The organism is Bradyrhizobium sp. LeoB3, from assembly GCF_055456055.1.
Genome location: NZ_JBVBEF010000005.1, coordinates 104,389 through 117,160 on the forward strand (window position 1 = coordinate 104,389; position 12,772 = coordinate 117,160).

The window sequence follows — 12,772 nt, forward strand, 5'->3', positions numbered from 1 at the left end:
GCGGGAAATGTCGGGATTGAGGCTGGGCGGCCACCGCGCAGTGCGATACGCAAGACGTGGCGTCGTCGCATTACGCGTTAAACTGTTGAAATAACGTGTATTCGGCAAACAATTATCCTGTTTCCACTTCGTCACCAAACGCGCTAGATATCCTTCTCCCGACGAACGCGGACGTGGCGGAATTGGTAGACGCAAGGGACTTAAAATCCCTCGATGGCAACGTCGTGTGGGTTCGAGTCCCACCGCCCGCACCAATCGAATCAGACGAATCTCGCTTTGGCTAGGACGACGACGACACGACCAGAGCCGGCAAGTCAGCCGGCACATGGCGGTCTGGACCGAGACCATAACCTACCAGGAACGAGGATATCATGATGCGCATTCTGGCTTTGGCTATCCTGGCAGTCGTTATGCTCGGCAAGACAACGCCAGCCCAGGCCCAGACTTACGATCCGAACTATCCGGTCTGCCTGCAGATCTACCAGGGCATGGTGGATTACTACTTCGAATGTCGCTACACCTCGATACCCCAGTGTCAGGCATCAGCCTCCGGCCGGGCGGCTCAGTGCGTGGTCAATCCTTACTATGCCAAGCCCATTCCGCGCAAAAAGCGGCGGACGAGCAGGTCGTAGAGATGAACGTGCGTGCGGTCGCTTGAGCCAGATTTTTTTGAGCGCGCCTTGAGACCATGATGCATCCGATCGCATCACTGCACGCCACTCTCACAAGATCGTCCGAAACAACTCGACGCAAAGCGTAAATCAGCACCGTTTGATTGCTGGCGAGAGCACGAGAACGTTCGAGTTGCGGTGAGGCAACAGCATGCTCGCGCGCGCTCACTCATCACGTTCCCGTCAGGTGTGGCTGGGATCACATCAACGCCTGCCACCGAAACCTAGTCTTTGCGCGCCGACCGCAATCTTGCGGCTGTCAAATCTCAACGCGTATGGATTGGAGATGTGACGATGGCAAGTTCGGAGCGGGATCGGCTTGCGGTGAAGACGGCCTGGATCGGCCGCGTAGCGATCATCATTGGTGTTCTGTTCTTATCGAGGCTGTTTCTCGTCGCGTTGTACGCCGCCTCGATGTCGCCAGGCACGGCACTCGGCGATTTCGCGACGATGACTGTGTTCCCGTAAATTCGGACATTAGAGACCATCGCCGTGCGCGCAGCGGTGCGGAACATTCTCTCGCCGAAAATGTTGTACTGCAGCATTGGAGTGCGATGACATGGCGAAAGACTATCCAGGGGAACAACGGGCGGCGGAACAGCATCCGGAACCGCAAGAGCAGAAGCAGGAGACGCGCGGGCCGGCTTCGCTGCCGGAACCCGCTCCGCCGCTTCTGAACGAAGGGTTGGAACGCGTGCGCGAGAGTCACTGCTGAGCGCGGACGAAACCCGCTCGCTCAATGAAAATGGCCGGGGCTGAGCCCGGCCATTTTGCTTTATCATTCGATGCAGCCCTACTCGCTCTTGTCGATGTTCCAGAAGATCGGGGTCGCCGGGCCGTCGAGCACGCCGGTGAGCGATTTGCGCCAGGCGCTCGGATTCAGGTACTGGCCGAGCGGGATATAAAGCACCTGGTCGTAGGCTTCCTTCTGAAATTCGGCGATGATCTTCTTCTGCTCGTCGAGCGAGGAGGCGCGCGCGAACTTGTCGCGCAGGTCCTCGATCTTGGCGTTCTCAGCCCAGCCGAACCAGCCACCATTCTTGCCGCGGCCGTTGACCGAGGCATTCACGATCGGATTGGCGATGTCGGCCGCGACCCAATTGGTGAAGAACATGTTCCAGCCGCCCTCTTTCGGTGGCTTCTGGCTGGCGCGGCGGGTCACCACGGTCTGCCAGTCGGTGGCCTGCAAATCGACCTTGAAGCCGGCCTCGCGCAGCAACTGCGCGGCGACGATCGGCTGCGCCTTCAGCGTGCTCACATCGCCGGGCGCCATGATCACGATCGGCGTGCCGTCATAGCCGGATTCGGCCAGCAGCTTCTTTGCCTCCGCCATGCCGTTGCCCTTCACCAGCGTCTCGGCACCGACATCGGTCTCCAGCGGCGTGCCGCACCCGAAGATGGCGCCGCAGATCTTATAGTACTGGGGATTGCCCACCAGTGCGTCGAGCACATCCTTCTGCTTCATCGCCAGGAACGCCGCACGTCGGACCTTGACGTTGTCGAAGGGCGGATAGAGGAAGTTCATGCGCCCCAGCGTCTGATAGCCGAACTTGTTGAGAACCTCGATCTTGAGATCCTTGTTCGCCTCCAGCACCGGCAGCATGTCGAGCGGCGCATTCTCCATGAAGTCGATGTCGCCCGACTGTAGCGCGTTCATCGCGGTTTGCGCGTCCGGCATCGTGATCCATTCGACGCGGTCGACCTTCACGACCTTGCCGCCGGCGATCCAGTTCGCCGGCTCCTTGCGCGGCACATAGTCCTTGAACTTCTCATAGACCGCCTTCACGCCGGGCTGGAATTCGGCCTGCACGAATTTGAACGGACCGGAGCCGATCTGCTCGGGGATCGGCTTGTCCGGCGGTGTCTCGGCAAGACGCTTCGGCATCATGAACGGCACGCGCGAGGACGGCTTGCCGATCGCATCCAGCACCAGACCGTAGGGCTCCTTTAGCTTCAGCGTGATGGTCTTGGCATCGGTTGCGGTGAGGCTTTCGGTAAAGTCCTGCAGCTTCTGGCCCATCCCGTCGACCTTGCCCCAGCGCTGCAGCGAGGCGACGCAATCTTCCGCCGTCACCGGCGTGCCGTCATGCCACTTCAAGCCGTCGCGCAGCGTGAAAGTATAGGTGAGCTTGTCGTCGGAGACCTTCCAGTCCGCCATCTGCGGCTGGATCTTGAAATTGGAGTCGGTCGCGAGCAGCGTGTCATAGACCATGTAGCCGTGATCGCGGGTGATGTAGGCCGTGGTCATGATCGGATCGATCACGCGCAAGTCCGAATGCATCACCGCGGTGATGGTCTTGCCGGCCGCGAGCGCCTGCGCGCTCAGCGCCACCGAAAGCGCAACGATTGATAACGCTGACGACAGCGCCCTGCGCTTCCAACTGGACGTTTGGAACATTCCTGTCTCTCCTGACGTGAAACTGATCAAAGCCGGCTTATTCGTTGTGCAGTCGGTCCGTTATTTAGGCGAACCTAACATGCTGCAAGACCTGCAAATTTGAGACTTGCACCAAGCGTGTATTGCGTCAATCCGGTTTGGTCGAGATCGGATGTACACAAACGAATGGTGCGGCTCACCGCGTTTGACGCTACAACTTCGAAAGGCCGATTTCGCCGGTCGCGATCTGACGGCATTACGCGCCTGCAGCAACGAACAGAGGGACCTCATGAATCCAGCCAATCTTCCTTTTGATTCCGAAGTGATGCTGCAGGGCCTGCGTAGCTGGGTGGAGTGCGAAAGCCCGACCTGGGACGCCGCCGCCGTCGAGCGCATGCTCGACCTTGCGGCGCGCGAGATGGCGATCATGGGTGCGACGATCGAGCGCATCGCCGGCCGCCAAGGCTTTGCCGGCTGCGTGCGCGCGCGCTTTCCCCATCCGAAGTTCGGCGAGCCCGGCATCCTGATCGCGGGCCATCTCGACACGGTGCACCCGGTCGGCACCCTCGAGAAGCTGAAGTGGCGGCGCGAAGGCAACAAATGTTTCGGCCCCGGCATCTTCGACATGAAGGGCGGCAATTATCTAACCTTGGAAGCAATCCGGCAATTGATCCGCGCCTCCTTCACGACACCATTGCCGATCACCGTGCTGTTCACGCCGGACGAGGAAGTCGGCACGCCGTCGACGCGCGACATCATCGAGGCCGAAGCCGCGCGCAATAAATATGTGCTGGTGCCGGAGCCGGGCACCGCCGACAACGGCGTTGTCACCGGCCGCTATGCGATCGCCCGCTTCAACCTGGAGGCAACGGGACGGCCGAGCCATGCCGGCGCGACACTCTCTTCCGGCCGTTCGGCGATCCGTGAGATGGCGCGGCAGATCCTCGCGATCGACGGCATGACGACGGAGGACTGCACCTTCTCGGTCGGCATCGTGCATGGCGGCCAATGGGTCAATTGCGTCGCCACCACCTGCACCGGCGAAGCGCTGAGCATGGCCAAGCGCCAGGCCGATCTCGACCGCGGCGTCGAGCGCATGCTGGCGCTGTCGGGCACGTCGAATGACGTCACCTTCACGGTGACGCGCGGCGTCACCCGCCCGGTGTGGGAGCCGGATGCCGGCACCATGGCGCTCTATGAAAAGGCCCGCGCGCTTGCGGAAGGGATGGGCTTGAAGCTACCCCACGGCAGCAAGGGCGGCGGTTCCGACGGCAATTTCACCGGGGCGATGGGCGTGCCCACGCTCGACGGCCTCGGCGTGCGCGGTGCCGATGCACACACGCTCAATGAACATATAGAAGTGGACAGCCTTGCCGAGCGCGGCCGGCTGATGGCAGGGTTATTGGCAACCTTGCAGTGACCTGTAGCCCGGGTGAAGCGAAAGCGTAACCCGGGGGAAGCGAAGACCCCGGATTGCGCTGCGCTCCATCCGGGCTACGCTACTAAAGTGTGGCGGGTCATTCCGGAGCCATCCCGGAATGACGGGAGTTTGAAGACGCATCGGCGCCCGATGGCATGGGAATTGCTGAAATGCTACGCAGGTGACGGAACTCAGGTTAACGGCCGACGTCACTCTTAACTGACCCTAATCTGACGGATCGACATTGCTGGGATATCTGCTTCGCCGAATCCTTGCCGCTATTCCCGTGATGGGCGTGGTGGCGCTGTTCGTGTTCCTCTTGCTGCGGCTGACGCCGGGTGATCCTGCGGCGATCCTCGCCGGCGACAATGCGACGCCGGAGCAGCTCGAACGGATCAGGACCTCACTCGGGCTCAACGAGCCGCTCCACATCCAGTTCTTCACCTGGATCGGAAAACTCCTGCACGGCGATCTCGGCGTGTCCCTGATCTCGAACGTGCCGGTGCTGAAGATGATCAGCCAGCGCATCGAGCCGTCGATCTCGATCGCGCTCTCCACCATTGTGCTTTCGATCGTGGTTGCGGTGCCGCTCGGCGTGATCGCGGCCTGGAAGCACGGCACCTGGATCGACCGCTTCGTGATGGGACTGTCGGTGCTCGGCTTCTCGGTGCCGGTGTTCGTGATCGGCTATGTGCTGATCCAGATCTTCGCGATCGACCTTCGCTGGGTGCCGGTGCAGGGTTTTCGCAGCATCACCGCGGGTTTCGGTCCGTTCTTCGAGCGCATCATCCTGCCGACTTGCGCCCTCTCCTTCATCTATGTCGCGCTGATCGCACGCATGACGCGGGCCTCGATGCTTGATGTGATGGGTGAGGATTACATCCGCACCGCCCGCGCAAAAGGCATCGGCGAGATGGGCGTGCTGCTGCGGCACGGGCTGCGCAACGCCGCGGTGCCTGTCATCACAGTGATCGGCAGCGGCTTTGCGCTGCTGATCTCCGGCGTCGTCGTCACCGAGAGCGTGTTCAATCTGCCCGGCATCGGCCGTCTCACCGTCGATGCGGTGCTGGCGCGCGACTATCCGGTGATCCAGGCCATGATCCTGTTGACGTCGGGCATCTATGTCGCCGTCAACCTGCTCATCGACCTCGCCTATACCCTGCTCGATCCAAGGATCCGCTACTGATGGCGATCGATACCCTTCCCGAGTCGTCGCTTCCGATCACGACACCGCTGCGGCCACGATTCGGATTTTTGACCTCGACGCCGATCATGACGGGCGCCACGATTTGCCTGTCGCTGATCATCCTGATGGCGATCTTCGCGCCATGGCTTGCGCCGCATGACCCGGTGCAACTCGCACCGGCACTGCGACTGAAGCCGCCCAGCGCTGAGTTTCCGCTCGGCACCGACGCCTATGGTCGCGACCTGTTGTCACGGATCATCTATGGCGGCCGGATCTCGCTTCTGATCGGGCTCGGTGCCGCCGTGTTCTCGATCAGCATCGGGCTCGTGCTCGGCCTCGTCTCCGGCTTCTTCAAATGGGTCGACGCGGTGATGATGCGGATCATGGATGGCCTGATGGCGATCCCGAGCATCCTGCTCGCGATCGCCGTGGTCTCGCTGTCGGGCGCAAGCGTCTGGACCGTGCTGGTGGCGATCACCATTCCCGAAGTGCCGCGGGTGGCGCGATTGGTGCGCTCGGTGGTGCTCACCGCACGCGAGGAGCCCTATGTGGAAGCCGCGATCTCGCTCGGCTCCAGCCTGCCGAAGATCATGTGGCGGCACCTGATGCCGAACACGATCGCGCCGCTGATCGTGCAGGGCACTTATGTCTGCGCCTCCGCCGTGCTGACCGAAGCGATCCTGTCGTTCCTCGGCGCCGGCATCTCGCCGGAAACGCCAACCTGGGGCAACATCATGGCCGAGGGCCGCGCCTACTTTCAGATCAAGCCGTCCCTGATCTTCTGGCCCGGCCTCTTGCTATCGATCGCGATCCTCTCCGTGAACCTGATCGGCGACGCCGCACGCGATGCGCTCGATCCGCGCATGAAGCAGCGGGGGAGTGGGAAGTGACGAAGCCATTTGCTCCGTCATTCCGGGGCGCGCGCAAGCGCGAACCCGGAATCCATTTCTCCGCTTGCACTTGTGGCCCGATGGATTCTCTGATGTGCAATTGCACATCATAGCTCGCGCTTCGCGCGCCCCGGAATGACGAGAGAGTAACTGAATGACCGACATCGTCCTCGACATCGACAATCTCGTCGTCGCCCTCGGCAAGAAGCCGGGCGCAAGCCGCATCATCGACGGCATTTCGCTGCAGGTCCGAGAAGGCGAGACGCTGTGCCTGGTCGGCGAAAGCGGCTCCGGCAAGTCGGTGACCTCGCTCACGGTGATGGGCCTGTTGCAGAAGGGCTCGCTGATACCAACCGGTGGCAGCGTCAAGCTGGTGGGCGAGGAATTGCTCACCGCAAGCGACCGCCGCTTGCGGCAATTGCGCGCCACGCGGATGGCGATGATCTTCCAGGAGCCGATGACGGCGCTCAACCCGGTGGTGCCGGTCGGCCGCCAGATCGACGAAGTCCTGCGCGTGCATACCAATCTCGACGCCCGCGCGCGGCGGCAGAAGATCCTGGCGATGATGGAGCATGTGCGGCTGCCCGACGTGGAGCGCATCTTCGCCTCCTACCCGCACCGGCTCTCCGGCGGACAGCGCCAGCGCATCATGATCGCCATGGCGCTGGTGCTGGAGCCGAAGCTTCTGATCGCGGACGAGCCGACCACCGCGCTCGACGTCACCACGCAGAAGCAGATCCTCACCTTGATCCGCGACCTGCAGCGCGATCACGGCACCGCCGTGCTGTTCATCACCCACGACATGGGCGTCGTCGCTGAGATCGCCGACCGCGTCGCGGTGATGCGTCACGGCCGGCTGGTCGAGAGCGGGCCGCTGGACGGCATCCTGCGCAATCCATCGATGGAATATACCCGCAACCTGCTCGCTTCGGTGCCGAGCCTGGTGCCGCGGCCGCCGCGCGAGGAGACCAGGGAGCCGGTGGTGCTGGAAGCCAACGAACTCTGCAAGGTCTATCGCGAGCGCTCCCTCCTCGGCAAAATCCGCGAGGTCGCGGCCGCCAAGGATGTCACGCTGACCTTGCGCAAGGGTCGCACGCTCGGCATCGTCGGCGAAAGCGGCTCGGGCAAATCGACAGTGGCGCGCTGCATCGTGCGCCTGATCGACCCGACCTCCGGCGGCGTGCGGCTGGTGGGCCGCGAAATCTCCGAATTGTCGCGGCGGCTGTTGCAGCCGCACCGCAAGAAGATCCAGATCATCTTCCAGGATCCCTACCGCTCGCTCAACCCGCGCGTCACCGTCGGCGAGTCGATCGCGGAAGGCCCGATCAATTACGGCATGCCGCACAAGGAGGCGCTGAGCAAAGCGCGCGAACTGCTCGAGCTGGTGCATTTGCCGGCGGACGCGATCTCGCGCTATCCGCACCAGTTCTCCGGCGGCCAGCGCCAGCGCATTGCGATTGCGCGCGCGCTGGCGCTCGACCCTGAGGTGCTGGTGGCAGACGAGGCGGTGTCCGCGCTCGACGTCTCCGTGCAGGCGCAGGTGCTGGATCTCCTGGATGAGATCCAGAAGCGGCTCGGCATCGGGCTGCTGTTCATCACCCACGATTTGCGCGTTGCGGCGCAAATCTGCGACGATGTCGTTGTGATGCAGCATGGCCGCGTCGTCGAACAGGGGCCGGCGGCGGAAGTGCTCACTCACCCGAAAGAGGCTTACACCAGGGCGCTACTTGATGCCGCACCCGGCCGCGGCTGGGATTTTGCCAATTTCCGGCCGGTAGCTGAGGCTGCGGAATAGTCGCTATACGCTGTCATTCCGGGGCGCGTCGCAGACGCGAACCCGGAATCTCGAGATTCCGGGTTCGATGCTAGCGCATCGCCCCGGAATGACTGTGTCTTGACCGCTGTCCTTGCAACGACAGCTTGGCCACTTCCCAACGCCCATGCGGCATGCAAATCCGGAATGCTTCGCGGCTTGCGCTGGCCGCAGCGACACGCTTAACGTCGCGCCCCACGACCTCTTTACGAGACCCTGATCAATGACCCGTATCGCCGTCGGCGGCTTCCTGCACGAGACCAATACCTTCGCGCCGACCAAAGCGACCTATGATGATTTCGTGCATGGCGGCGGCTGGCCATCGATGGCGCACGGCGCCGACGTGTTGAAGGTGATGCGCAAGATCAATGTCGGGCTAGCCGGCTTCGTCGAAGCCGCCGAAGCCAATGGCTGGGAATTGATCCCCACGATCTCCTGCGGCGCCAGCCCGTCCGCCCATGTGACCGAAGATGCGTTCGAGCGTATCGTCAAGAAAATGATCGACGGCATCGCCAGTGCAGGCCCGCTCGATGCTGTCTATCTCGACCTGCACGGCGCGATGGTGACCGAGCATCTCGACGACGGCGAAGGCGAGATATTGGCGCGCGTGCGCAACGTGATTGGCAAGGACGTGCCGCTTGTCGCAAGTCTCGATCTGCACGCCAATGTCACGCCTGAGATGGTCGAGCATGCCGATGCGCTGATCGCCTACCGCACCTATCCTCATGTCGACATGGCCGACACCGGCCGCGCATCCGCAAGACATCTCGCGCTGCTGCTGAAGACCAGGCAGCGCTTTGCAAAAGCGTTCCGGCAACTGCCGTTCCTGATCCCGATCAGTTGGCAGTGCACCAATGACCAGCCGACCAGAGGCATCTACGAGAAGCTCGCCGCGATGGAGAGCGATGCGGTGCCGACCCTGTCCTTTGCGCCGGGCTTTCCCGCGGCCGATTTCGAACATTGCGGCCCGAGCGTGTTCGCTTACGGCAGGACACAGGCCGACGCCGATGCCGCCGCCGACAAGCTTGCCGCGCTGATCGCGGACCATGAGGACGATTTCGACGGCCGCATCTATTCACCCGACGACGGTGTGCGCCATGCGATGGAATTGGCAAAGACCGCGACCAGGCCGATCATCATTGCCGACACCCAGGACAATCCCGGCGCCGGCGGCGACTCCGACACCACAGGGATGCTGCGCGCATTGGTGCGCAACAATGCGATCCGCGCCGCAACCGGCGTGATCTACGACCCCCAATCGGCGAAGGCGGCGCATGCCGCGGGCGTCGGCGCCACCGTAACGCTCGCGCTCGGCGGCAAGTCGGGCATCCCGGGCGATGCGCCCTACAAGGAAACCTTCGTCGTCGAGCAGCTCTCGGATGGAAAGTTCGTGGCGCCCGGCCCCTATTATGGCGGCCGCGACATGGACATGGGACCATCGGCGTGCCTGCGCATCGGCGATGTCAGAGTGGTCGTCAGCTCGCACAAGGCGCAGCTCGCCGACCAGGCGATGTACCGCTATGTCGGTATCGAGCCGACCAAGCAGGCGGTCCTCGTCAACAAGAGCTCGGTGCATTTCCGCGCCGATTTCGAGCCGATCGCCGAGAAGCTCTTGATCTGCGCCGCACCCGGCGCGATGCCGGCCGACACCACCTCGCTGCCGTGGACCAAATTACGGCCGGGAATCCGTATCAAGCCGAACGGCCCCGCCTTCACTCCTGTCAACACGTCACGTTCAACCGGATAAGGACCAAATGCCCACCATCGAACGCATCGAAGGCTTTGCCGACGAACTCACGGCGATCCGTCGGGATTTCCATGCCCATCCCGAGATCGGCTTTGAGGAGGTCCGCACCTCCGGCATCGTCGCCGAGAAGCTCGCGAGCTGGGGCATCGAGGTGCATCGCGGCCTCGGCGGCACCGGCGTCGTGGGCGTGCTCAAGGGCAAGGGCAATGGCGGCAAGCGCATCGGCCTGCGCGCCGACATGGACGCGCTGCCGATGGAGGAAAACACCAACCTGAAATGGCGCTCGACCATTCCCGGCCGCTTCCACGGCTGCGGCCATGACGGCCACACCACCATGCTGCTCGGCAGTGCGCGCTATCTCGCCGAAACCCGCAATTTCGACGGCACCGTGCATTTCATCTTCCAGCCGGCAGAGGAAGGCCTTGGCGGCGCCCGCGCCATGATCAAGGACGGTCTGTTCGAAAAGTTTCCCTGCGACGAGATCTATGGCCTGCATAATGCGCCAGATCTGGACCACGGCGAGATCGCGGTCCTGCCGGGGCCGGCAATGGCCGGCGCTGATTTCTTCGACATCACCATCCAGGGCTATGGCGCGCATGGCGCGATGCCGGAGCGCTCCAAGGATGCTGTCGTGATCGCGATGACGCTCGGCCAGGCGCTGCAGACCATCGTCAGCCGCAATGTCGATCCGCTGCAGGCAGCGGTCCTGTCGATCACGCAAATCCACTCGGGCTCGGCCTACAACGTCATTCCCGGCGATGCGAAGCTGTGCGGCACCGTGCGCGCCTTCTCCGACGAGGTGCGCGCGCTGATCCGCGAACGCATGCGGGCGATCTGCGCCGGCATTGCCGCGACATTCCAGGCCGAGATCGCCGTCGACATCCGCGACGGTTTCAGCGTGCTCGTCAACCAGGAGGAACAGTCCAGGGTGGTCGAGCAGGTCGCGCGCACGGTGGTCGATCCGTCGAAGGTGATCACCCACTCGCAGCCGAAGATGGGCAGCGAGGATTTTGCCGACATGATGATGGCGGTGCCCGGTGCCTATTTCTGGGTCGGCCATTATGGCTCGGTGCCGGTGCACAATCCCGGTTATGTCCTCGACGACAAGATTCTGCCTGTTGGCGCCAGCATGTTCGCACGCATCATCGAGACTCGTTTGCCGGTAGGTGCCCATGCATAAACCAGCCCCCGAAGAAGCCGTCACCTCGCTGCACGACCTTTCCGCCACCGACCTGATCGCGGGCTACCGCGCCAAGCAGTTCTCGCCGCTGGAGGTGCTGGACGAGGTGATCGCGCATGTCGCGCAGTGGGAACCGCACATCAAGGCGCTCTACCTGTACGACCCGGATGGCGCGCGCGCAGTGGCCAAGGCCTCGACCGACCGCTGGCAGGCCGGCGAGCCGATGGGCACGCTCGACGGGGTGCCGGTCACGATCAAGGACAATATCGCCACCAAAGGCCAGCCGGTGCCGCTCGGTGCCGCCAGCGTCAAGCACGTGCCGGCGGAGAAGGATGCGCCTCCTGCGGCACGCTTGCGCGAAGCGGGCGCGGTGATCTTCGCCAAAACCACGATGCCGGATTACGGCATGCTGTCCTCTGGGCTCTCTTCGTTCCATCCCCTCACCCGCAACCCCTGGGACCTCAGCAAGAATCCCGGCGGCTCGAGCGCGGGCGCAGGTGCGGCCGCTGCGGCCGGCTATGGGCCGCTGCATCTCGGCACCGACATCGGCGGCTCGGTGCGCCTGCCGGCATGCTGGTGCGGCCTGGTCGCACTGAAGCCGAGCCTCGGGCGCGTCCCGATCGATCCGCCCTATGTCGGCCGCGTCGCGGGCCCGATGACCCGCACCGTCGACGACGCCGCGCTGATGATGAGCGTGCTGTCGCGCCCCGATCGCCGCGACGGCATGAGCCTGCCGGCGCATGAGATCAACTGGAAGACGCTGGAGAAGTCGCCGCGCAAGATGCGCCTCGGCCTGATGCTCGATCTCGACGTCGGCCAGGCGCTCGAGAAGGAAGTGCGCGACGTCGTGGTGAAGGCGGCGAAAACCTTCGAATCCGCAGGCGCCGTCGTCACCGAGATCGACGGCTTCTTCACCCGGCAAATGCTCGAGGGTCTCGACAATTTCTGGCGCGCGCGGATGTGGGACGATCTTTCGAAGCTCTCGGCGGAAGAGCGCGCAAAGGTGCTGCCCTATATCTACAAATGGGGCGAGGCCGGCGCGAAGCTGTCGGGCGTGGACGTCATCCGCGGCTTCAACCAGACCATGGCGATCCGCGCCGCCGCAGCCAAACTGTTCTGCGATTTCGACTACATCATCTCGCCGGTCTCGCCGGTGGTGAACTTCGCGGCCGAGCTCCCCGCTCCGCTCAACGATCCCGACAGGCCGTTCGAGCACATCTGCTATACCGTACCGTGGAATATGTCGGAGAACCCGGCGCTGTCGATCAACGGCGGCTACGACAGAAACGGCTTTCCGATCGGTGTGCAGATCATCGGCCGCCGCTTCGACGACATCGGCGTGCTCGGCATGGGCAAGGCGTTCGAGGCCCTGCGCGGCCCGCAACGCCCCTGGCCGCAGCCGCCTGAGAAATAATCTCCGCACTCCGTCATGGCCGGGCTTGTCCCGGCCATCCACGTCTATACGCTTGCAAGAAAGCAAGAACGTGG

Annotated in this window: 11 protein-coding genes and 1 tRNA gene; 11 read left to right on the forward strand and 1 reads right to left on the reverse strand. The window is 63.3% G+C overall.

What is annotated here, in order from left to right; all coding sequences use genetic code 11:
• Positions 1–167: 167 nt before the first annotated feature.
• The 4 genes from ACZXDY_RS06935 (at position 168) to ACZXDY_RS06950 (ending at position 1,386) form a co-directional block, all read left to right on the forward strand.
• A tRNA-Leu gene (locus tag ACZXDY_RS06935) sits at positions 168–254 on the forward strand.
• 117 nt (positions 255–371) lie between these two features.
• Entirely contained in the window at positions 372–632 is a 261-nt protein-coding gene (locus tag ACZXDY_RS06940; RefSeq protein WP_080663895.1) for a DUF3551 domain-containing protein, read from the forward strand.
• A gap of 333 nt (positions 633–965) precedes the next feature.
• Positions 966–1,139, forward strand: coding sequence for a hypothetical protein (locus tag ACZXDY_RS06945; RefSeq protein WP_464344957.1), 174 nt, complete (start codon positions 966–968; stop codon positions 1,137–1,139).
• Between the two features lie 91 nt (positions 1,140–1,230).
• Entirely contained in the window at positions 1,231–1,386 is a 156-nt protein-coding gene (locus tag ACZXDY_RS06950) for a hypothetical protein (protein WP_464344958.1), read from the forward strand.
• 78 nt (positions 1,387–1,464) lie between these two features.
• On the opposite strand, the gene ACZXDY_RS06955 is transcribed toward ACZXDY_RS06950, so the two are convergent.
• Positions 1,465–3,069 carry an ABC transporter substrate-binding protein gene (locus ACZXDY_RS06955; RefSeq protein ID WP_464344959.1) on the reverse strand — a complete coding sequence of 535 codons (1,605 nt, stop codon included), beginning with the start codon at positions 3,067–3,069 and terminating at the stop codon, positions 1,465–1,467.
• Between the two features lie 268 nt (positions 3,070–3,337).
• Between ACZXDY_RS06955 and ACZXDY_RS06960 the strand changes: the two genes are divergently transcribed.
• The 7 genes from ACZXDY_RS06960 to ACZXDY_RS06990 all read left to right on the forward strand — a co-directional run bounded on the left by ACZXDY_RS06960 (position 3,338) and on the right by ACZXDY_RS06990 (position 12,698).
• Entirely contained in the window at positions 3,338–4,468 is a 1,131-nt protein-coding gene (locus ACZXDY_RS06960) for a M20/M25/M40 family metallo-hydrolase (protein WP_464344960.1), read from the forward strand.
• 244 nt (positions 4,469–4,712) lie between these two features.
• Positions 4,713–5,654 (forward strand): ABC transporter permease, encoded by a 942-nt coding sequence (locus ACZXDY_RS06965; RefSeq protein ID WP_028166285.1) that lies wholly within the window; start codon positions 4,713–4,715, stop codon positions 5,652–5,654.
• Complete coding sequence (locus ACZXDY_RS06970; RefSeq protein WP_464344961.1) at positions 5,654–6,544, forward strand: ABC transporter permease; 891 nt, start codon at positions 5,654–5,656, stop codon at positions 6,542–6,544. Before ACZXDY_RS06965 ends, ACZXDY_RS06970 begins: the two co-directional genes overlap by 1 nt.
• A 154-nt stretch (positions 6,545–6,698) precedes the next feature.
• On the forward strand, positions 6,699–8,339 hold the full coding sequence (locus tag ACZXDY_RS06975; protein ID WP_464344962.1) for an ABC transporter ATP-binding protein: 1,641 nt from the start codon (positions 6,699–6,701) through the stop codon (positions 8,337–8,339).
• Between the two features lie 241 nt (positions 8,340–8,580).
• Positions 8,581–10,104 carry a M81 family metallopeptidase gene (locus ACZXDY_RS06980; protein ID WP_464344963.1) on the forward strand — a complete coding sequence of 508 codons (1,524 nt, stop codon included), beginning with the start codon at positions 8,581–8,583 and terminating at the stop codon, positions 10,102–10,104.
• Positions 10,105–10,111: 7 nt separating this feature from the next.
• Entirely contained in the window at positions 10,112–11,284 is a 1,173-nt protein-coding gene (locus tag ACZXDY_RS06985; protein WP_464344964.1) for a M20 aminoacylase family protein, read from the forward strand.
• On the forward strand, positions 11,277–12,698 hold the full coding sequence (locus ACZXDY_RS06990) for an amidase (RefSeq protein WP_464344965.1): 1,422 nt from the start codon (positions 11,277–11,279) through the stop codon (positions 12,696–12,698). Before ACZXDY_RS06985 ends, ACZXDY_RS06990 begins: the two co-directional genes overlap by 8 nt.
• Positions 12,699–12,772 lie beyond the last annotated feature (74 nt).